This window comes from Niallia sp. FSL W8-0951 (assembly GCF_038006525.1).
Taxonomy (GTDB): Bacteria; Bacillota; Bacilli; order Bacillales; family Cytobacillaceae; genus Niallia; species Niallia circulans.
Genome location: NZ_JBBOVK010000001.1, coordinates 3,517,700 through 3,537,343 on the forward strand (window position 1 = coordinate 3,517,700; position 19,644 = coordinate 3,537,343).

The 19,644-nt window shown below is 36.7% G+C and carries 21 protein-coding genes; 12 read left to right on the forward strand and 9 right to left on the reverse strand.

Translation table 11 applies throughout. From position 1 onward, the window contains the following. Window positions 1–468: 468 nt before the first annotated feature. Complete coding sequence (locus tag NSS71_RS17185; RefSeq protein ID WP_047942605.1) at window positions 469–1,311, reverse strand: aldo/keto reductase; 843 nt, start codon at window positions 1,309–1,311, stop codon at window positions 469–471. Window positions 1,312–1,499: 188 nt separating this feature from the next. Here NSS71_RS17185 and NSS71_RS17190 point away from each other — a divergent pair, with 188 nt between their 5' ends. Beyond that, the gene (locus NSS71_RS17190; RefSeq protein WP_047942606.1) at window positions 1,500–1,790 is read left to right on the forward strand and encodes an AbrB/MazE/SpoVT family DNA-binding domain-containing protein; all 291 of its coding nucleotides are present in this window, start codon (window positions 1,500–1,502) and stop codon (window positions 1,788–1,790) included. A gap of 91 nt (window positions 1,791–1,881) precedes the next feature. Here NSS71_RS17190 and NSS71_RS17195 read toward each other — a convergent pair whose 3' ends face one another. From NSS71_RS17195 to NSS71_RS17210, 4 genes are all read right to left on the reverse strand, one after another. Beyond that, window positions 1,882–2,979 (reverse strand): diguanylate cyclase, encoded by a 1,098-nt coding sequence (locus NSS71_RS17195; protein ID WP_235844510.1) that lies wholly within the window; start codon window positions 2,977–2,979, stop codon window positions 1,882–1,884. Between the two features lie 183 nt (window positions 2,980–3,162). Then, window positions 3,163–3,483 carry a YnfA family protein gene (locus NSS71_RS17200; RefSeq protein ID WP_341151869.1) on the reverse strand — a complete coding sequence of 107 codons (321 nt, stop codon included), beginning with the start codon at window positions 3,481–3,483 and terminating at the stop codon, window positions 3,163–3,165. A gap of 53 nt (window positions 3,484–3,536) precedes the next feature. Further along, complete coding sequence (locus NSS71_RS17205) at window positions 3,537–4,007, reverse strand: CBO0543 family protein (protein WP_047942608.1); 471 nt, start codon at window positions 4,005–4,007, stop codon at window positions 3,537–3,539. 65 nt (window positions 4,008–4,072) lie between these two features. Continuing rightward, window positions 4,073–4,636, reverse strand: a complete 564-nt coding sequence (locus NSS71_RS17210) for a CBO0543 family protein (RefSeq protein WP_047942610.1) — start codon at window positions 4,634–4,636, stop codon at window positions 4,073–4,075. 149 nt (window positions 4,637–4,785) lie between these two features. Here NSS71_RS17210 and NSS71_RS17215 point away from each other — a divergent pair, with 149 nt between their 5' ends. The 4 genes from NSS71_RS17215 (at window position 4,786) to NSS71_RS17230 (ending at window position 8,847) form a co-directional block, all read left to right on the forward strand. Next, window positions 4,786–5,706 carry an HD-GYP domain-containing protein gene (locus NSS71_RS17215; RefSeq protein ID WP_328283025.1) on the forward strand — a complete coding sequence of 307 codons (921 nt, stop codon included), beginning with the start codon at window positions 4,786–4,788 and terminating at the stop codon, window positions 5,704–5,706. Between the two features lie 124 nt (window positions 5,707–5,830). Then, complete coding sequence (locus tag NSS71_RS17220; RefSeq protein WP_047942612.1) at window positions 5,831–6,283, forward strand: MarR family winged helix-turn-helix transcriptional regulator; 453 nt, start codon at window positions 5,831–5,833, stop codon at window positions 6,281–6,283. Beyond that, entirely contained in the window at window positions 6,280–6,930 is a 651-nt protein-coding gene (locus NSS71_RS17225; protein ID WP_047942613.1) for an HlyD family secretion protein, read from the forward strand. The genes NSS71_RS17220 and NSS71_RS17225 overlap by 4 nt, the downstream gene beginning before the upstream one ends. 9 nt (window positions 6,931–6,939) lie before the next feature. Next, a complete protein-coding gene (locus NSS71_RS17230; RefSeq protein WP_341151870.1) occupies window positions 6,940–8,847 on the forward strand; it encodes a DHA2 family efflux MFS transporter permease subunit in 1,908 nt (635 codons plus the stop codon). A 414-nt stretch (window positions 8,848–9,261) separates the two neighbouring features. Here the strand turns inward: NSS71_RS17230 and NSS71_RS17235 are convergent, their stop codons facing one another. Both NSS71_RS17235 and NSS71_RS17240 read right to left on the reverse strand, forming a co-directional pair. Continuing rightward, window positions 9,262–10,254, reverse strand: a complete 993-nt coding sequence (locus NSS71_RS17235; protein ID WP_095320439.1) for a Gfo/Idh/MocA family protein — start codon at window positions 10,252–10,254, stop codon at window positions 9,262–9,264. A gap of 77 nt (window positions 10,255–10,331) precedes the next feature. Further along, window positions 10,332–11,240 carry a glycoside hydrolase domain-containing protein gene (locus NSS71_RS17240; protein WP_341151871.1) on the reverse strand — a complete coding sequence of 303 codons (909 nt, stop codon included), beginning with the start codon at window positions 11,238–11,240 and terminating at the stop codon, window positions 10,332–10,334. 364 nt (window positions 11,241–11,604) lie between these two features. Here NSS71_RS17240 and NSS71_RS17245 point away from each other — a divergent pair, with 364 nt between their 5' ends. The 7 genes from NSS71_RS17245 to NSS71_RS17275 all read left to right on the forward strand — a co-directional run bounded on the left by NSS71_RS17245 (window position 11,605) and on the right by NSS71_RS17275 (window position 17,778). Continuing rightward, entirely contained in the window at window positions 11,605–13,035 is a 1,431-nt protein-coding gene (locus NSS71_RS17245; RefSeq protein WP_095320437.1) for an MDR family MFS transporter, read from the forward strand. Window positions 13,036–13,315: 280 nt separating this feature from the next. Further along, a complete protein-coding gene (locus NSS71_RS17250; protein ID WP_047942618.1) occupies window positions 13,316–14,194 on the forward strand; it encodes an alpha/beta fold hydrolase in 879 nt (292 codons plus the stop codon). A 431-nt stretch (window positions 14,195–14,625) separates the two neighbouring features. Next, on the forward strand, window positions 14,626–15,492 hold the full coding sequence (locus NSS71_RS17255) for a TetR/AcrR family transcriptional regulator (RefSeq protein WP_341151872.1): 867 nt from the start codon (window positions 14,626–14,628) through the stop codon (window positions 15,490–15,492). 100 nt (window positions 15,493–15,592) lie between these two features. Continuing rightward, window positions 15,593–15,982: a cytidine deaminase gene (locus NSS71_RS17260; RefSeq protein WP_047942621.1), complete on the forward strand. Its 390-nt coding sequence runs from the start codon at window positions 15,593–15,595 to the stop codon at window positions 15,980–15,982. A 206-nt stretch (window positions 15,983–16,188) separates the two neighbouring features. Further along, window positions 16,189–16,482 (forward strand): MazG-like family protein, encoded by a 294-nt coding sequence (locus NSS71_RS17265; RefSeq protein WP_047942622.1) that lies wholly within the window; start codon window positions 16,189–16,191, stop codon window positions 16,480–16,482. A 430-nt stretch (window positions 16,483–16,912) separates the two neighbouring features. Beyond that, a complete protein-coding gene (locus tag NSS71_RS17270; RefSeq protein WP_156485498.1) occupies window positions 16,913–17,080 on the forward strand; it encodes a hypothetical protein in 168 nt (55 codons plus the stop codon). A gap of 113 nt (window positions 17,081–17,193) precedes the next feature. After that, a complete protein-coding gene (locus NSS71_RS17275; RefSeq protein ID WP_095320432.1) occupies window positions 17,194–17,778 on the forward strand; it encodes a hypothetical protein in 585 nt (194 codons plus the stop codon). Between the two features lie 42 nt (window positions 17,779–17,820). Here the strand turns inward: NSS71_RS17275 and NSS71_RS17280 are convergent, their stop codons facing one another. Continuing rightward, window positions 17,821–18,645, reverse strand: a complete 825-nt coding sequence (locus tag NSS71_RS17280; RefSeq protein WP_047942718.1) for a carbohydrate ABC transporter permease — start codon at window positions 18,643–18,645, stop codon at window positions 17,821–17,823. Between the two features lie 67 nt (window positions 18,646–18,712). Then, window positions 18,713–19,597 carry a carbohydrate ABC transporter permease gene (locus NSS71_RS17285; protein ID WP_095322810.1) on the reverse strand — a complete coding sequence of 295 codons (885 nt, stop codon included), beginning with the start codon at window positions 19,595–19,597 and terminating at the stop codon, window positions 18,713–18,715. Window positions 19,598–19,644: the final 47 nt, after the last annotated feature.

Sequence of the window (19,644 nt, forward strand, 5' to 3'; positions counted from 1 at the left end):
TCACTTTGGCTGATATTTTCCCAGTTTGGCTGATTCCACCATTACTTTGGCTGATATTTTCCCAGTTTGGCTGATTCCACCATTACTTTGGCTGATATTTTCCTAGTTTGGCTGATTCCAACCTCCCTTTGGCTGATATTTTCCTAGTTTGGCTGATTTCACCCTCGCTTTGGCTGATATTTTCTCAGGTTGGCTGATTTCATCCTTACTTTGGCTGATATTTTCCTAGTTTGGCTGATTTCATCCTTACTTTGGCTGATATATCTCGCACTCTAGCTGATTCCACCACTACTTCAGCTGATATTCGCCAACCTCATCCAAATTTACTGTCATCTCCACTGATTTCCTCGCCTGCTTCAGCAAAATCTACCTCAATCCAGCCAATTCCACCCATATTTCAGCCAATTCACACCGAACTTCTCCAACCAACCGCCCCGCTCAATTCCCCACTCCTTAAGTCAAACTACCTCAAAACTCTTCATACTCAGCTGGATCTTGATCGGCAATGCGGCCGTCAGCTCGGGTTAGGCTGGAAATTTTATTCATTTCGGCATCGTTCAGTTTAAAATCGAATATCTCCAAGTTTTCTTGTTGACGTTCAGGGGAGCTTGATTTTGGGATTGGTAATGCTCCTAGTTGGGTGTGCCATCTAAGGATGACTTGGGATATTGTTTTTCCATGTGCTTCTGCTATTTGTTTAATTGTTTCGTTTTCTAGAACGTTATTTGCGCGGCCGAGTGGGCTCCATGATTCGGTTACGATACCGTTTGCTTTATCGTAGGCCAATTGTTCCTTTTGAGAGAAAAATGGATGGAGCTCTACTTGATTAATGCTTGGCAGTACGCCAGTTTCCTTTTTCAAGCGATCGAGATGCTCTGGCAGGAAGTTACATACGCCGATGGAGCGAATGAGTCCCCATTTTTTGGCGTCAATCAAGGCTTGCCATGCCTCTACATATAAGTCCGTTTTGGGGTTTGGCCAGTGAATTAAAAATAAATCGTAATAATCTAATTTGGTGCGGTATAGTGATTCTTGGATGGTATAGATGGCTTTGTCGTATTGATGATGGCGTCCTGGAAGTTTGGAGGTAATAAATAACTGTTCTCTGCTTACGGTGCTGCGGCGAACTGCTTCTCCAACTGCGCCTTCGTTTTCATAATTGAATGCAGAATCTAGTAACCGATAGCCCATGTTTATTGCTGATGTCATGGCCTGAACCCCAGTTGCTCCTCGTAAATTATAGGTACCAAGACCAATTGCTGGAATAACAAGACCGTCATTAAGCGTGATTTGTGGAATGGTTGTTTGCATGATTATATCCTCCTTCTATTAATTAGAAAAGATTTCCTCTTCAAAAAAAGTATAGTGGAAAGCTTGTAGCTAATTCTAGTGATATGCTTCCAGCAAGTTATCTTTACTTCAAAATATTTCTTCATTTTCCAAGACAGTATGTTAAAATATAGGATATATATTAAAAAATGTATAGGGAGGGAAAAAGTATGAAAAGCACAGGAATTGTTCGTAAAGTGGATGAATTAGGTCGTATTGTTATTCCAAGAGAATTGCGAAGAACATTAGGAATTGAAATTAAAGATCCTTTAGAAATTTTTGTCGAAGGGGAAAAAATTGTCTTCCAAAAATATAAAGCTTTTGAAGAATGTGCCATTACAGGAGAAGTCTCCCCCGATAATATCACGGTTGGTAATGGAAAGCTTGTGTTAAGTAAAGAAGGCGCAGCATTATTAATGAAAGAGTTGGAAACTGTCTTTGCAAGTGAATCACAAAAGTAAACTTTATAATAGGACAATTCCACCTTTTTCTATCACATCGGAATTGTCTTTTTCTTTGGAAAACGACTCATTAAGAAGGACAGTCCCTCACTTAGGAGGAACTGCACGCTACTACATTTCTGCCTAATTTCTTTGCCTTATACAGCATTTGGTCACTCTCTTTTATTAATTCATCTAGTGATTTCCCAGCAGAAAGACCGCCTATTCCAACAGAAACAGTTACTTTCCCATTAGGCTGAGTCTCTTCCCCAAAGAATCGATAATCCTCCACATTTTTTCGAACTCGCTCTGCAATATTTGCAGCTGTCTGCATATTCGTTATTTTGGTAAAGCACATAATAAATTCCTCACCGCCGTATCGGGCAAAAATGTCTTCTTGTCTCATCGTATCATTTAATAGCTGCGCAATTGTACGTAGTACAGCATCACCAGCTGGATGACCATGGATATCGTTATATTTTTTGAAATAATCTACATCCATCATGGCAATGACAATGGGGACATTATTCTGCATTAGCTTTTCAACATTTGTCCGAAAAAAACGAATATTATATAAATCGGTCATACTATCATGTCTTGAATGATATTCTAGTTCTTTTCGTAATAACTGTTTTCTGCTAACACTATTTTGCATAAGAAAAATGCAGAGAACAGCAACGAGTTCAAATACTATAAGTAATATTACTGTCATGAACGAAACATGGGTCGTCTGAAGAATAAAAAATAGCCTTAGGATCTGGTAGCAGAAAAATGCGCTCAGCATATGCTTCATATTTATAATGGAATATGGTGGATTATAAGACTTCTTATCTTGGAAAAAAGCGCCTATTATAAATGGCAGAATAATTGCCTGAAATATCCCATCCATTACAAGGGTGCCTCCAAGCTGATAGCGATATAAAGCTGGTAAGATGGTCGAGATTAATCCATATTTCCATCCCAATAAATAAGAAATATAAAAAATCGGAACACCTCGTAAATCCAATCGCACTTCCCCATAAATTAGTGGCTCCCACATGGCTGCAATACTTAATAGACTAACAAAAATTGGAGTAACCCACATATACTTGAGAATATTTTTATATCGCAAGACAAGATATTCTTTTAACTGCAGTACCAAAAACATAAAAGCAATTATTAATGTCATATTATTTAAAAAAGCATGGAACGTTATTTTTATGTCGATCACCCTATTTTCATGTAATCTCTTGCTGAATAGCGAATGATTATCCACTCTAGTTATAATGGAAACTATTCCAACTTTCCTCCTTTTACTGAAAAGGATGCCAATTTCTAAGGGATTATTTATTTAAGAAGATTTATAGAGGAAGCACTTTAACTATTAGAAAGGAAGCTATCCTAAAACCAGCATTTAATGACGCGGTGCAAAAACCATTATCATCACACCTAATAAACAAATTCCTGCCCCTAACCAGTCATATATATCTGGTGTTTTTCTATCTATCCCCCACCCCCATAATACAGAGAGAATGATAAAGATACCTCCATATACAGCGTATACTCTACCAAAAGACATAAAAGATTGGAAGGTTGCAATAATACCATATAAAATGAGCGAAATCCCGCCAAAAATTCCCCAATAATAGGGTTTTCCTTCACGAAGCCATTGCCAAATAAGATAGCCTCCACCAATTTCGGCTATGCCGGCGATGATAAATATAAGAATTGTCATGTCAAACCACCTAATTCTAGTATTTCCTTATATTATACCAAATCGAAGGCTGTTTAATGGTCGCTTTCTTTCCTGCTTCTTTTCATTAATTTCACTGTGAATTGATGAAATAATAGGAGCGTGACATAAAGAACTGGATACGTAAATATAGAATATGATTGCTTCCAACCATTTAAATAGAAGGTACCACTCCAAATAAATATCGTTTCAAAGATCATGGCAAAGACGCCCCAGACAAAAACATAGAGTATCTTATTCCTGAGCTTCTTTTTATACGGAAAGCAATTAAGAAAAATAATATTGACCGCAGGATAAATTCCCAGAATATAGATAAAGCTATCCCAGTCAGGCCCTTTTTCAAAGTAACCATAAATATTATATTTCAAACTAAGATAGATATCTGTAAGTAACTGAATTAACATTGCAAATAGTGTTGTTGTCAACATTTCAATAGGAGTTAATCGTTTTGGAATGCTATATGCTATCGTATTAAATAAAAGTACAATAAGGATAAGAACGAGCATGGAATAGACTCCGATCTATAATCTATACTAAATGTTCCTTCTTATCCTTGCCGAAATCAGATAAATTACTCATCTTCTTGCCATTTCATAAATAGTTTTGTAATTAAATATCCACCAATATATAGGAACAAATAAATCAGGAAAATATGAAAAAAGTTAACCCATTTATATGGTTCAAATAACCCCATGCTTGTCAACAATGGTTTAAAGCCAAAACCAAAAATGGCTGCTAAAATGACGGCATATAGATAGAAGTTTTTTTCGTGTTTTAATGTCCATTGAAATACTAGCATAACCGCGACTGGGATAATCGACCCATCTAGCGAAAAGCTTGGTAAGAAAGGAAGCATCTGATATGGATAGGCCCATAACCCAAAGCGAATACCAGTTGCATCTGCATAGAAAAATAACATATGCACGGCGAATCCAAAGAAACCAATGATGAAAATCCGCTTGCGGTCAATGGTAAAATATAAGACGATCAGGGGAACAACTAACATAAGCAGCACCACCCAAAATTGCCATGAATCTATGTTTGAATACAAACTCCAATACTCTTGCGCCTCTTTTGTATATTTTTCTTGAATGGAAACTAATCGATCAAAAAAGGAACGTTGTTGGTCATTCATCTGATCACCTCAGGAATTATTTTCATTTTGTAGTATGAACTTTTTTTTAGAAAATATTTCTCCCCTGCAAAGCTTATTAAATTAGAAGAATAGGGAATGCTTCCATTAATAGAGGTTTGTTCGATTAAGATTAGCACTGGAGGTCCGATATGCATCATCGAATTTGGAATAATCCTGCTTATTTTCGTTATCTTTTCTTTATTCTCTTTATCATTAGTATCATTTTAAATCGCTATATTCTGCAAAACCATGATAATTATTTTATTTTATATATATTATGCTCTATTTTTCTGGGACTCGGCTTCTACAATAGCTCTCTTTGGAAGATTGTAATGTTGACGTTTCTAGTTGTTGTTTGTAGATTTTTTTTCATTCCGGAGCCACATGCTTCATCTATTCTTACTTTTATTACCTATTTATTAACCTATCTTCTGATCACGTTCATATCCGTTGCCTTTATGTCACGCGTGCAAAGAGTGATGGAAGATAATTTAGCCTTAACAAAAGTACTTTCCAATGCACTCGACTCCCGAGATTCCTATACGATGCACCATTCGAAAAATGTCGCAAAATATGCCATGCAAATTGCCGAAAAAATGGAGCTCCCCCATCATTTATGTGAGGTTATTCATATCGGCGGATTACTGCATGATATTGGAAAAATCGGCATCCCCGAATCTTTATTAACAAAACCAGGAAAGTTAACAGCAACTGAATATGAATTAATAAAAAAACATACAACAAAAGGGTATGAAATCATTAAACATGTTAAGCAATATAAAAATAGTGGGATATTGGATATTGTTTTATATCATCACGAGCGCTTTGACGGAAAAGGTTATCCGCAACACTTAAAGGGAGAAGAAATCCCATTGCTCGCTCGTATCGTCGCAGTTGCAGACACCTTTGACGCGATGTCTTCCGGTCGCGTTTATCGAAAAGAAATTCCTTTAGAAGAAATTCTTCACGAAATTAGGCTGAACAAAGGAAAGCAGTTTGATCCAAATGTGGTCGATGCCTTTCTCGCTCTTTTTGAAGAAAAAAACAAACCATTTACAGCTGATTCATAAATTAGTGATTTCCTTAACAAGATCTCAGCAAATCCATTGACTTCTCCAAAAAAATATGCGAAAATCCAATAGTTCGCATACGAACAGTTCTGATAAAAACTATTAGAAAGGGAGAAAAATTCAGATGAACGGGTCGTTAAATAATGAATTAATCCGCTCCTATTCTCGTATTAATAAAGCCTATAACCATCTAGTGCACCTTGATGCGAAGAAATTGGATTTAACAGCCGTGCAGTTAAAAACGCTGTACAGAATTTATTTCTGCCCTAATATCGGCATTGGAGAACTTGCAACAAAACTATCTTTAACCAAAAGCACCGTTAGCGGTGTTATCGATCGACTATCCCAACGACAATTAATTGAACGAACCATTCCTGAAAACAATCGTCGATCGGTCAACATCCAACTAACTGCAGAAGGTCAGCACGTCATGCAGCAATATTTCGCTGGGACTTCTATTCTAGCAGGAAAAGTAAGAGAAGTTATGCAGCTTCCAGAGGAAGACATAAACAAATTACTTGAGCTAAATGAAAAAATACTGACCATATTAAATGAAATTGAGGAGGAACAACCATGAATAGTAAACGCATGATTTTATTAAATATTATCCTATTGATTGTGTTAGTTGGCGGAGGTTTTGCCGGCTATTATTTCTACGACCAATCTGTTTCCTATATCAAAACAGATAATGCTCAAATTGCTGGACAACAAATCAGCATCGCATCACCAGCAACAGGTAAATTAACGGATTGGAAAGGCGAAGCAGGTACTTCTTTTAACAAAAACGAAAAAATCGGTACTGTAGAGGTTGTAACAGAATCAGGTACAACTAAAATGGATATTACTGTTCCAGAAAATAGTACCATTGTTCAATCTAGCGCTGTCCCAAATACATTTGTTGCTGCAGGAACTTCCCTTGCTAAAAGCTATGATTTAGAAAATCTATGGGTAACAGCAAATGTCGATGAAACAGATATTAACAAAGTAAAAGTTGGGCAAGAAGTTGATTTATATGTAGATGCCTACCCAGAGACTGTTTTAACAGGAAAAGTAGACAGCTTAGGACTTGCAACAGCAGGAACATTCTCCCTTCTGCCAAGCAACAACAGCTCAGGAAACTATACAAAAGAAACACAAGTAGTTCCGGTAACAATCTCTATCGATAACTACGGCGGACTAAAACTAATTCCAGGTATGAACGTTTCCGTAAGAATTCATAAGTAGGTGATGGATATGACCACTTACATCACAAGCTATATTATAGGAAGCATCCTCCTTCTGCTGATCATCAATCTTTTTTTACGAAAAAAGAAGACAGTAGCAAAACCGAGCCGCGTTATGGAAGATGCCAAGAAGGAAAATGACACCACGTCATCCCTTACAAAATCAGAGATGGTAAAACAAGAAGAGTCGTCGGATACCATAGAGCATGCAGATGCAATGAAAGAAGACGGTGAAGATGGCGTAGCAGAAGCAATGGAAACAAATGAAGGAATATCCAATGAAAAGGAACGCCTTGCTAATGCTGTCGAATCTAACGAAATAGCGGATGAAGAGGAGCAAGCAGCTGAAGCCAAAGAATCAAAAAAAGCAAAAGCTCCTTATAAACCACTAGAAACGGCCGAAGAAATCAACCGCGGTAAAGTGATTGTTGCCCTCATGCTAGGTGCATTTGTCGCTATTCTGAACCAGACTTTACTAAATGTGGCCATTCCACATATTATGAACGATTTAAATGTATCAACAAGCACCGTCCAATGGCTGTCCACTGGATATATGCTGACAAATGGTGTGTTTATCCCAATCACTCCATTTTTAATCAATAAACTAGGAACACGGAAACTGTTGATTTCAGCAATCTCCGCGTTTACCATCGGATCCATTGTCTGTGCGACCTCTGTTGGATTTTCGATGCTTCTAATTGGGCGTATCATCCAAGCAGCAGGCGCCGGTTTATTAATGCCACTTTTAATGACCGTTTTTTTAATTATTTTCCCGCCCGAAAAACGCGGAACAGCAATGGGGATTATGGGTGTCGTCATGATTTTCGCACCAGCCATTGGGCCAACTTTATCAGGCTGGTTAATCGGTCATTATTCTTGGAGAGTCTTATTCGAGCTTGTTATTCCAATCGGCATTCTCGATTTAATTATCGCTATTCTGTGGATGAAGGATGTAACAAAAGTATCCAATCCAGTCTTTGATACGATTGGCTTTATCACTTGTACAGTCGGCCTAGGCTCCTTGCTTTATGGTTTCAGCGAAGCAGGAAATAACGGATGGGATAGCAGAGTAGTTGTTCTTTCTCTTGTTATCGGAGTAATTTTCTTATGCCTCTTCGTCTGGAGAGAACTTACAACAGAAGCGCCTATGGTAGACTTACGTGTATTCAAATATAGTATCTTTACTTTAACAACATTAGTAAGCATGATTGTCAATATGGCGATGTTTGCGGCAATGCTGCTTTTACCAATCTATTTGCAGAATATCCGCGGCTTCACTGCCCTCGATTCTGGATTATTAATGCTGCCAGGTGCGATTGTAATGGGAATCATGTCACCAATTTCCGGAAAACTTTTTGACCGCTTTGGGGCAAGACCACTAGCGATCATCGGTTTAATCATTACGGTTCTGACTACATGGGGCTTCACTCAATTAACGATGCAGACATCTTACTCTCATCTCATGATGCTTTATATTTTCCGGATGTTCGGGATGTCATTTATTATGATGACGGTTATGACAGAGGGAATGAACCAGCTCCCATTAAACTTAACGAGTCATGGAACTGCTGTCTCCAATACAGCCAGAACAGTTGCGGGAAGTATTGGTACTGCCTTCTTAATCACAGTCATGACCAATCGTACCGCTTTTCATCTAGATAACTATAACAACATTATCTCGTCTGCCAACCCATATATTGCAGAGAAATTTGCTCAGCTTGGTCAAGGTTTAGCTGGTCTCACAGGACTTCCAACCGGAGCAGGTCAAACCTTAGCAATCTCTACAGTTTATGGAAAAGCAGCTCAAGCATCTACAATCAGTGGAATTAATGACGCTTTTATTGTAGCTACGATTATTGCGAGTGTTGCATTAGTGCTATCATTTTTTATCCGAAGAGCTACTGCAAGTTCGAAATAAAAAATTAAAAATAGGAAAAAATCCCGAAGCAGAAGATGGTGCTTCGGATTTTATTGTAAAGATTGGATTTTTGAAAAAGAAAACTTGTTTATAAAGAAATGTCACAAGATAGAAAGTTAATTTTTTAGCAATGTTGTCATTAATATGCTGAAATAGAGTAGATAATCAGCAAAAATAACGATTTTTTTCAACCAAACTTTCCAGATATCAGCCAAAGTAAGGGTGGAATCAGCCAAACTGGAGATATATCAGCCAAAGTAAGGGTGGAATCAGCCAAACTGAGAAAATATCAGCCAAAGTAAGGGTGGAATCAGCCAAACTGAGAAAATATCAGCCAAAGTAAGGGTGGAATCAGCCAAACTGGAGATATATCAGCCAAAACAAAGTCATCGCTGCCACACGAAAAAGCACCTCTCAACGAGATGCCTTTTCCCCATAATACCCTTTAATCAGCTGATCCATCACCCAGTTTGTTCTTGCTCCACTTTCGCCTGTGCTTGGGCTAGTGCCTTTTCCAGTTAACTCATCCACCATCAATTGAATCATAGGCTGCTGAATATGACGTGGATTTTCGATTACCCACTCTTCCGTTCCTTCTGATGTTGTTAAAGTAATGGGACCATTCCCAAAGGTTGCAAAAGTCAGTTTCCCTTTGCTTCCGACAATTTCGTTTTCGTCCACATGGTCATATGCGCCAAAACACCATGTTCCTGTTCCATGCACACCTGATTCAAATAGATAATTGCCGGTCACCATGTCTTCTGCTTCGTAGCTGCCATTTTGGTTGGTTGCAAATCCTTCTGCCTCCTTAATCGGTCCAAGCAGAAAATCCAGAATATCCAATGTATGACTTGCTAAATCAAGGAATAGTCCACCGCCTGCAAGTTCTGGCTGCACTCTCCATGCTTGATCATCTTTCAGCGGCGGCTGGTATTGGATTGTCCGCACAAAGCGAATATCCCCAAGTACACCGCTGTCGACTATTTCTTTTATTTTTAGAAAACGAGGAAGTGCGCGACGATAATAGGCAACAAATAAAGGCACATCTGCTCGTTTACATGCTTCAATCATCTCTAGGCACTCTTGATAATTTCTTGCCATTGGTTTTTCTACATACACTGGTTTCCCTGCTTTTGCGGCAAGAAGTGCATATTCTTTATGAAAAGCTGGTGGGGTAGCGACATAAACAGCATCGACATCTGGATCATTTATTAGTGTTTCGCCATTGTCATACCATTTAGGAACATGATGACGCTCCGCATAATCCTTAGCCAATTCACCATTGCGGCGCATAACTGCCACTAGCTTTGAATTTTCCGCTAATTGAAAGCCTGGTCCACTTTTTACTTCTGTCACATCTCCACAGCCAATAATTCCCCATCGAACTTCGTTTTCTATCTTTTTCATCTATATTTTCACCTCTCCTTCTTATTCGCTCTCCGTCTTTGAAAACCCTTCATTTTTTCAAAATTTGTCTAGTCAATTCAAATTTTTATCGCTTGCCCAGGGTAAATGAGATCCACATTTTTAATCTGTGGATTTTTTGCTTGGATGGATGAAAGGCTCATTCCATAGATTTTGGCAATTTTCGTTAACGTTTCTCCACTGGAGACGATGTGTACTGTTTCTTGCTGCGGGTTAATCCATGATCCTGGTTTTCCTGCTATTTTCGTGACATTTATCATTCCTTGAGATTTGTTAAAAATCGAGTATATTCCTGGCTTGACGATTCCCTTTTTATTTTGGCCAGCTTTAGCATCTGCCGCTGTTAGAAAGGCACCTGTTTCCTGCTGAACAGTATACTTATTCGCCTGCACTTTTTCCGTGTCCCAATGCCCAGGATTTTGCATAATCTGATTCCGGTCAATGTTGACGCCCTCTAGGATGATATTATTTTCATATTGATACATATGAATAAAGGGAGCGACTTCTCCGCGTGACCATGCATAGGTCTGCCATAAGTAATCAACCTCCCCCTTCATGGTATGCATCACTGCATAGGAACCGTATACTCCTATTTTATAAGATATCAGCTCCTTTTTCACAGCTGAAAAGTAAGCTTGGATCTGGGCCATTTGCTTTCCTGTAACCTCACAATCAACTGCAAAGTAAATAGCAGTTCCTTCTGGCTGCCCAACTGCTTTTGCCCACTTTTCTGCGTCCTTCCCATCTACTGTTCCTTGCTTTTCTGTAAAATAGGAAATCTTATTAGCTCTTTTTTGAAAAATACTAATCAGCTTTATTCCCGCCTTTTGAATTACTTCTGCCTCTTTCTTATTAAAGGACTTCCAGCTATCTCCTAAATAGCGTGCAGCATAGCGAAACCCTGCTCCATACAAGTCTTTTGCCATTTTTTCTGTTAACTTGGTAGCACAATCAAAGCCCATTGTCATTCTGAACCACTCCTTTTCTTTTTATATAGAAAAAAAGGAAATAAATGGTCAGCACTATTTCCATCTGTAAATGCATGTTGTCCTTTAGTGAAACTATTATCTGAAAAAAGTGAACTATCTCTTCCTCCTCCTATCTATATTGGCGAGGAAAAGAAGTTATTCTTTGTTGCTATTTAAGAATCATTAAAGAGTATGAATAATTCATAACTGGAAAGCATAACCATTCCTAATTTTGCACATCAAGTAGTTGTGCCGGAACAAAAAGGATATTGACATCTTTATTATTCAATTCTATCATGGTATTGTACTAGAGTTCAGAAAAATATACTCGAGTTTTATTTTATACAACAGGAGGATAAGAAGAATGACAAATATTAGAGCACATCCCATCGACATTAATGGAAATCAATTTAGTAGAGCCGGATTTGTCCTCGTTTTAATGATTGGTACTTTTTTAACTATCATAAACCAAACATTATTGGTCACAGCTTTGCCAAAGATAATGGTTGACCTAGACATTAGTGCTATTAATGCACAATGGCTCATTACTGCGTTTATGTTGATCAGTGGCATCATGATTCCCACTTCAGCATTTTTGTTAAATACAATAAATAATAGAAAATTATATATGGCAGCAATGGTAAGCTTTGTAATAGGCACAGTAATCTGTGCACTCAGTCCTACATATAACATACTGTTATTAGGACGTATCATCCAAGCGGTTGGTTCAGGATTAATTATTCCTTTAATGCAGACATTAATGTTTTTAGTATATCCAGTTGAACGGCGAGGAGAGGCTATGGGGTTAGTAGGAATTGTTATTGCATTTGCTCCTGCTATTGCTCCCACTTTATCTGGATGGATTGTTGATTATTTTAATTGGCGATACTTATTTTATATAATTCTCCCAATTGCTGTGATTAACATGTTACTGGCATGCTTCTATTTGAAAAACGTCATTAATTTAACTAAACCGAAGATTGATATCCTTTCTATTATGCTTAGTAGCATAGGTTTAGGTTCCCTGCTATATGGGATTAGTGTTGCAGGGAATATAGGGTGGCAAAATAAAATTACAGGGTTCTCTTGCGTAGCTGGCCTCCTAATCATAATTTTATTTTCCCATCGACAATTTAAACTCACTCAACCCTTTTTGGAGTTACAAGTTTTTAAAAGTAGAACATTTACATTGTCTACAATGATTGTCTCTATTATTTTTATGACTATGATTGGATTTGAAGTTCTTTTACCTATTTATACACAAACTATAAAAAACTTTTCAGCACTTCAATCGGGGCTAATATTATTTCCTGGTGCGATTGTACTGGGTATTATTTCTCCAATATCAGGGAAATTATTTGATAAGTTTGGCGTTAAAAAAATATCAATAATGGGCATGTTCATTCTAGCGGCAGCAACTTTTCCATTCTTATACCTCACTAACAATACAGCTACTTGGTGGATTGTTTGTCTTTATTCTTTTAGAATGCTAGGTATGGGATTTGTCATGATGCCTTTAGCCACTGCGGGAATAAATGCATTGTCTAATGATTTGATAAGTCACGGTTCTGCTATTAATAATACTGTTCGACAAGTGTTTGCCTCACTAGGATCTGCAGTCATGGTTGGGGTTATGTCAGCTACTGTGACCAAATATTCAAGCTATTATGAAGACTCTTCCTTTATTCCGTTGTTGAATGGTCTTAAGAATGCCTTTATATCCGGCTTCATTCTAATCGCCATCGCATTTGTATTATGTTTTTTTATAAAGTCTCCATCAATTAAAGCTGAATAAACAGTATCTCTTCTATTAAATAATCCCCCTTACGGACACTCTTTTAAGTGTTGAAGGAGAAAGGATATCTAGAAATTCGATATGGCTTTGAAATTTAGAGATATGGGAGGAATTATTATGACTATTTAAATCGACTCACAAGAGTTCAATCTATTAATCTATTTGTAACTTAAGAACTCTTAACAAACAGTGATCTAAAATCAGGCGTAATCTATTTCTTAAAACTCAACTAAAACGATTGGTGAGTTTTAATAAAAACAACTATGTGGAGGAATTAAAAATGAATCATTTAAAGTCAGATGACCCAAAAAGTACATACATTCAATCTTACGATAACGCATTAAAAGCACTATGGCCAACACAATTTTCCTCTTACTTTTTAGAAACGTCTTATGGAAACACCTATATAATTGAGAGTGGAGATAAGTTGTCTCCACCCCTACTCCTTTTGCATGGTGCTAAAATGAGTTCGACCATGTGGTATCCAAATGTGGCAGAATGGAGTAAGCATTATAGAGTCATTTGTATAGATATTTTAGGGGATACAAATAAAAGCATTGCGGAGAAACCATTTTCAAATCGATTAAGCTATGCTTCTTGGTTAAATGAAGTGCTAGACTCTCTGAAAATTGCTAAAACAAATATTGTAGGTTTATCCTATGGTGCTTTACATACGGTTAATTTCTTGACCTTCTTCCCTGATAAGGTGAATAAAGCTGTTATTATGAGCCCAGCCGCTACTTATATTCCTTTTAATCCTGAATTCTATTCTTACGCTATCGGATTGGTTAGTAATGAAGCAGGAGTTAACAACTTTTTAAAATGGATTTTTAATAACCGTTATATTGTTGACCCTCTTATAAAACAACAATTAATAGCTGGAATGAAGGACACTGTGTCTTCTCCACCAAAAGCAACTCAAGTGGAACAAGCATTCCCTTATGTATTTGAGGATGAAGAATTAGCCCAAATTCAGACTCAAATTCTTCTGTTACTTGGAGAAGAAGAAGTAATGTATGATCCTGTGGAAGCTTTTAATCGTGCCAAGAACTCCTCTCCTCATATTACAACAGAGATTATAAAAGGGGTAGGTCATTTGATGTCGATGGAGAAGCCAGAACAAATTAATGATCGTGTTTTAAACTTTTTTAATAAATAGAAAAGATAAAAGCCCTTATCGTTATGCATGAGGGCTTTCCTCATTCCATTAATGTACATCTTGTGACATTAGAGTAGTTTGTGAAGATTTTCTAGTGAGTAACACTAGAGTTTCAGACCACCCTGATCGGTAATAGGATTATAAACTTTTATAACTTCTAGGACCCTCCTCAGCCTCTATATAATAACTATTATATAGAAAGTATAAGGAACCTTCTTCCTCAGTTGATAGCTGTATTCAATAGAACACTTATTTTATCACCTCCTTGCTGACGGACTTTTTACCTTGATTAAGATATTAAATCTTTAAGGAATAATCATTCCATTCCCCCTTTCAATCAAACCGAAGTTCATTTTTCTGTACTCAAGTTTGTTTTTATGATAGATTGGTATTATAATGATATCCATCATATTTAAAGGAGTTAGAATTGTATGAGTAAAAAAGAAAAAATCATTGAAGCAGCAAAACAATTATTTCGAACAAAAGGCTATCATGATACTGCAATCCAAGATATTTTGGAACAAGCCAAAGTTTCCAAAAGCACATTTTATAATTACTTCTCTACAAAATCACAATTGATTCTTTATATTATTCAAAAAGTTGACGAAAAGGTTGACGAACAACAAAATACGTTGTTGCTCGAAGGAAGTCCATACGATAAGCAGCTATTTTATACCCAGCTTCGGGTAAAGCATTCCATTTATGGAACGGAGAAAATCTCAGAATTATATAATATCTCTTTGGGCGAAAATGATGAGGAATTACAAAGTTACATGCAAGAAAGACATTATAAAGAATTAAATTGGCTGTCAAAACGCCTAATAGACGTTTATGGAAAAGATATCGAAAAGAGCGCAATGGATTTATCCACTCATTTTATTGGGAGTTTAGGTTATCAGTTTAGATATTCCGATCAAATAAAGCTGAATATAAATAGCTCTGATATTTTAGATTACAATATTTTACGTTTAGAAAATAACATTGAAATTACAAAACAAACAAATCAAGTTTTATTTCCGTATAAATCACCTAACTCAGCCGACGATCAAGAATCCGCTATTAGGGAAATAAGAAAATTACTTGACAAGTGTATAAGTTGGGATCATTTATCACAAGAACAAAAAGAATTAATAAGTTTTATTTTAGAAGAAACTCAAAGTTCTTATACAAGATGGGGTGTTTGTGAAGGTGCTATTCGTCAATTACAGATACTATCTTCCTCCACAGATTCAGTTTATCAAAATATATTGAAAGAGTTATTTGACATTATCCATACACAAAAAGATATTTATCAATAATGTTAAATGAACGATCTTATATGTAACAGTCACTTTTGTTTTTCTCGCATACCAAATGCAGATTAACTTATTTTAAATACTTCCTGGAGGGGCAATTATAATGGACATTTTATATAAATCAGCAGTGCAGCTAATTGAAAAGCGCTATCCTACCGGTTGGGGCGGTGCAGCCGCAATGCGTACAAGTGATGGAAATATTATTACTAGCGTAGCACCAGAAGTGCTGAATGCAGCAACTAATCTTTGTATAGAAGTGGGATCTATCCTAGAAGCTCATAAACAGCAAACAACAGTTACTCATTCCATTTGTGTTGTAAGAGATGATGAAAATAGCCCTTTCAAAATTCTTACTCCTTGTGGTATTTGTCAAGAAAGATTGCTGTATTGGGGAGGTGAAGTATTAGTAGCCGTGACGCATAAAACAGATGAAATTAAGTATGTCTCGTTACAAGAACTTCAGCCATTTCATTGGACAAATGCTTATACATGAAATTAACTAGTTGAAATATAGCTGAAATTTCATAAAACCTTCATGCTAAATGCATAGGGGGATTACAATCCGAATCTATCAATATTCGAACAGTTGAGGATTCTCAAGGCTAATAACAAAAAACATGTTCTTATAAAGTAGAAGACTGCTTAATGGATTATTACTATAACTAAAGTGTAGTTACATAAGAGTAAGGAGAGAAGACCATGAACACCTACTTAGAGAGATTAAGGAAGCTGAGTAAATTGGAGCCAAAGACACTGGAGCAAATGGCATTGAAATTATCAGAAGAAGCTGGAGAAGTATCACAGGCTGTGCTTTCTTATTTAAATGCAAGCGGAAGTGACTATAAGCAGCTCAATAAAGAAGACATTAAGGAAGAATGTGTTGATACTCTCCTTGTTGCATTATCCTTATTTTATAAGCTTTCTAATCGAGAAGAAGAGCTGTATGACTTACTAGATAAAAAAATGAATAAATGGGAAAACAAAATTAGTTAAACAAAAAGCCTGTCCCATAGCGAGGCTACTGAAATGAACAAATGATACCAGGTTGGAATGGTAAATACTTCTTTTGTCAAAATACCTTTACAGCACAGCAGATAAGTTTTCCAAAGAGCGTTGAGCTTTGATATTGGACTAGTGATTCTTTGATTAGAATAGGAAATTCCCTAACTATACTTAGAAGCAAAAGATAAAAACAGATGGTAATAAAGGTAGTTTTCTTGTCACGATATTCCAGATATATATTTTTCTCTAATATGCAACAAAGTTCTATTTATGTTATAAAATTCAATATACATATGGGAAAAAGCTAGATATGCGTGTGTTCCCAACATGCCAGTCCGCACTTGAAACTATTGCAGCTGCTGACTCCTGAATAAAAATCACCCTTTCTAATCACACTAAGAGAAAAAAGGGTGACTTTTTTATGACTAATTTTCTGCTGACTAACTTATTTTCGGCATTCCTGCTTCATCGCAACTTACAATGGCACCGCAAGCTTGTCTTTCTTGCTATCCCGTTGTTTTTTCTATTTATGCTTCTGCAAGGAGAGTATATGATTGCACGCTTGAAAAAAAATACTATTCATATATAAATTAACGGGGAACATGGATAGCATCCTTTCCCCTTTCTTTATGCATTCTCCCTATTGATAATGTTTCCGTTTACATGTATAACTAACATATAGACATTAAAAGGGTGAACATATTGAATAATAAGATTATACTTTTCATCAACAGAGTGGCTCAGTATACGACTGCTGGGTATTATTTTTGGATGTATCTTTTGCGCGGGGGACTTGTATATGGCTTAGTTCCTGCTGGTATTGGTCTGATTCATAGCATTGAAAGTATTCACAATGAGGTAGAATACAGTATTCGCATTTCCTTTGAAGAGGCCTATCAGAAGCATAAGGGGAATAAACTATTGTCTTTTGTAGTCTTTTTGCTGACTGTGGCTAGTTTACTATCCGTTTATTATTCGCTCATTACAGCTAGTCCTGTTCTTGGCTTTTTTCAATTCCCGCTTGTTTTCTTCACTTTTTTCGCTTGGATTTATTACATTTATTGTATTTATTTTCTAGCTGATCCTCCGAAAGGCAAGGATGATCAAAAATGGCTGTATGCAATCGCATTTGACACCTGTATTCGCCGTTTTATTAATAGTTTGATTATACTGGCCACTATTATTGCGATTAGTTTTCTCGTCCGCATTAATTTACTAGTATTTATCTTCTTTGCCCCGCCGTTGACAATCTTTTTGACAAAGTATATTGTGCCTCGGCCGGTGTAATGGAAAAGGGATAGCATCTTGTTTGGATGCTATCCCTTTTCTTTATTTAACAGAGCCAGATACTCCATTATAAATATGTTTCTGTAAGGTTAGGAACACAATTAGGATCGGAAGAATAACGATGATAACACCAGCAAGGATAACTGGCCAATCTGTGCCGTACGGACCTTTAAAGGCAAATAGTGCTGTCGAAATAACCTTTAAATCTGGTGACGGCATATATAGGAACGGATTGTAGAAATCATTGTAAATTCCGACACCACTGATGATTAGAATCGTAATCATCGGTGCTTTTAATAACGGCAGAATGATTTTACGATAGATCGTAAAATACGATGCCCCTTCCAAAATCGCTGCTTCATCTAGTGAAACAGGGATGTTTTTCAAATATTGCAGGAAGATATAAACAGCAATAACATCTGTACCTAAGTTGAGAACAATAACAGACCAGATGGTATTAAATAATCCCATTCCATTAATGATTTGGAATGTGGCAACCTGTGTTGTGATACCAGGAATCAATGTTGCAAGAAGGAATAATGCTAGAATAACCTTCTTCATTTTAAAATTAAAGCGATCCAGTACATAGGCAATCATCGTTCCTAAAAGGAGTTTTCCGATGATGGATGCAATAAAGATAAGGATCGTATTTTTAAAACCAGTCAGCATTTGTCCATCCACAAAGGCTGTAACATAATTGTTAAAGGTAAAATTCTTCGGCAGTTCTAATACACCCGTTGTTAAAAATTCCTGCTTTGATTTAAAGGAGCCAATAATCACAACTAAAACAGGAACAATGGCAACAGCGGCTCCGATTAATAAGCTTCCATATTTGACAATGAATCCGAGGATATTCTTTACCATCATCGCAGTTGTTAATCCATTTTCACTTTTTATTCCTGTTTGTTTTTCCAAGCTAGTTTGTGATTTCATGTTATTTCGCTCCTTTCTCTCTTGTTAAGAACTGCTGCAGCAATGTCACAACAATAACAATAACAAGTAATACTAACGCCATCGCAGATGCTAATCCGACCTTGCTGAACTTAAAGGCTGTGTCAATTGTCTGGATAACGAATGTCTTCGTACCGTTTGATCCACCAGTCATGATATAAGGAATTTCGAATACACTCAGTGAGCCACTGATACCAAGGATAATATTTAAGAAAATAATCTGCTTAATACTCGGCATAATAATATATCGGAATTGCTGCCAGCGATTTGCTCCATCAATCTCTGCAGCTTCATAAATTTCTGAATCAATAGACTGAATAGCACCAAGGAAGATGATAAAGTTAAAGCCCATATAACGCCAAATAGAAGTAAATGCCATTGATACGTTATTAATGGAGCGATCCCCTAACCAAAGACGGATTTGATCTTCTAGTCCTAAGAAATTCAATACGGTATCTAGCGTACCTCCACCTTTGTAGAAATATAAGAAAATGAACCCAATCGCTACCCCATTTAATAAATATGGGAAGAAAAGAATTCCTTTCCAAAGGTTTGCGAATTTTACTTTAAACGTTAAAACGGTCGCAAAATATAATGCGATTCCTAGTTGTACAAATGTTGCAAAGAAATAATATAAGCTTACTTTAAAAACAGAGAAATATTCAGGAGTGGTAAAAATGCGAATATAGTTATCCCAGCCAACATTTTCACTTGTCGGGCTTATTCCATTCCAGTTTGTAAAACTATACTGTACCATTTTAAATAAAGGATAATATGAAAATAACAAAAGTAAAAAAACTGGCAGGGCGGAAAATAAAACAATGATTAATCGTCTCTGCCCGTTATACCCCAATTTCATTTTATTCATCTTGCCTACACCTCTTATTCTTTCACTAACGCCTTTTATGGAAAACT

Coding starts and splice junctions, on each gene's coding strand:
- NSS71_RS17185 (WP_047942605.1), bottom strand. CDS start 1,311: ATGCAAACAACCATTCCACAAATCACGCTTAATGACGGTCTTGTTATT.
- NSS71_RS17190 (WP_047942606.1), top strand. CDS start 1,500: ATGAAAAGCACAGGAATTGTTCGTAAAGTGGATGAATTAGGTCGTATT.
- NSS71_RS17200 (WP_341151869.1), bottom strand. CDS start 3,483: ATGACAATTCTTATATTTATCATCGCCGGCATAGCCGAAATTGGTGGA.
- NSS71_RS17205 (WP_047942608.1), bottom strand. CDS start 4,007: ATGCTCGTTCTTATCCTTATTGTACTTTTATTTAATACGATAGCATAT.
- NSS71_RS17210 (WP_047942610.1), bottom strand. CDS start 4,636: ATGAATGACCAACAACGTTCCTTTTTTGATCGATTAGTTTCCATTCAA.
- NSS71_RS17215 (WP_328283025.1), top strand. CDS start 4,786: ATGCATCATCGAATTTGGAATAATCCTGCTTATTTTCGTTATCTTTTC.
- NSS71_RS17220 (WP_047942612.1), top strand. CDS start 5,831: ATGAACGGGTCGTTAAATAATGAATTAATCCGCTCCTATTCTCGTATT.
- NSS71_RS17225 (WP_047942613.1), top strand. CDS start 6,280: ATGAATAGTAAACGCATGATTTTATTAAATATTATCCTATTGATTGTG.
- NSS71_RS17230 (WP_341151870.1), top strand. CDS start 6,940: ATGACCACTTACATCACAAGCTATATTATAGGAAGCATCCTCCTTCTG.
- NSS71_RS17235 (WP_095320439.1), bottom strand. CDS start 10,254: ATGAAAAAGATAGAAAACGAAGTTCGATGGGGAATTATTGGCTGTGGA.
- NSS71_RS17240 (WP_341151871.1), bottom strand. CDS start 11,240: ATGACAATGGGCTTTGATTGTGCTACCAAGTTAACAGAAAAAATGGCA.
- NSS71_RS17245 (WP_095320437.1), top strand. CDS start 11,605: ATGACAAATATTAGAGCACATCCCATCGACATTAATGGAAATCAATTT.
- NSS71_RS17250 (WP_047942618.1), top strand. CDS start 13,316: ATGAATCATTTAAAGTCAGATGACCCAAAAAGTACATACATTCAATCT.
- NSS71_RS17255 (WP_341151872.1), top strand. CDS start 14,626: ATGAGTAAAAAAGAAAAAATCATTGAAGCAGCAAAACAATTATTTCGA.
- NSS71_RS17260 (WP_047942621.1), top strand. CDS start 15,593: ATGGACATTTTATATAAATCAGCAGTGCAGCTAATTGAAAAGCGCTAT.
- NSS71_RS17265 (WP_047942622.1), top strand. CDS start 16,189: ATGAACACCTACTTAGAGAGATTAAGGAAGCTGAGTAAATTGGAGCCA.
- NSS71_RS17270 (WP_156485498.1), top strand. CDS start 16,913: ATGACTAATTTTCTGCTGACTAACTTATTTTCGGCATTCCTGCTTCAT.
- NSS71_RS17280 (WP_047942718.1), bottom strand. CDS start 18,645: ATGATGGTAAAGAATATCCTCGGATTCATTGTCAAATATGGAAGCTTA.
- NSS71_RS17285 (WP_095322810.1), bottom strand. CDS start 19,597: ATGAATAAAATGAAATTGGGGTATAACGGGCAGAGACGATTAATCATT.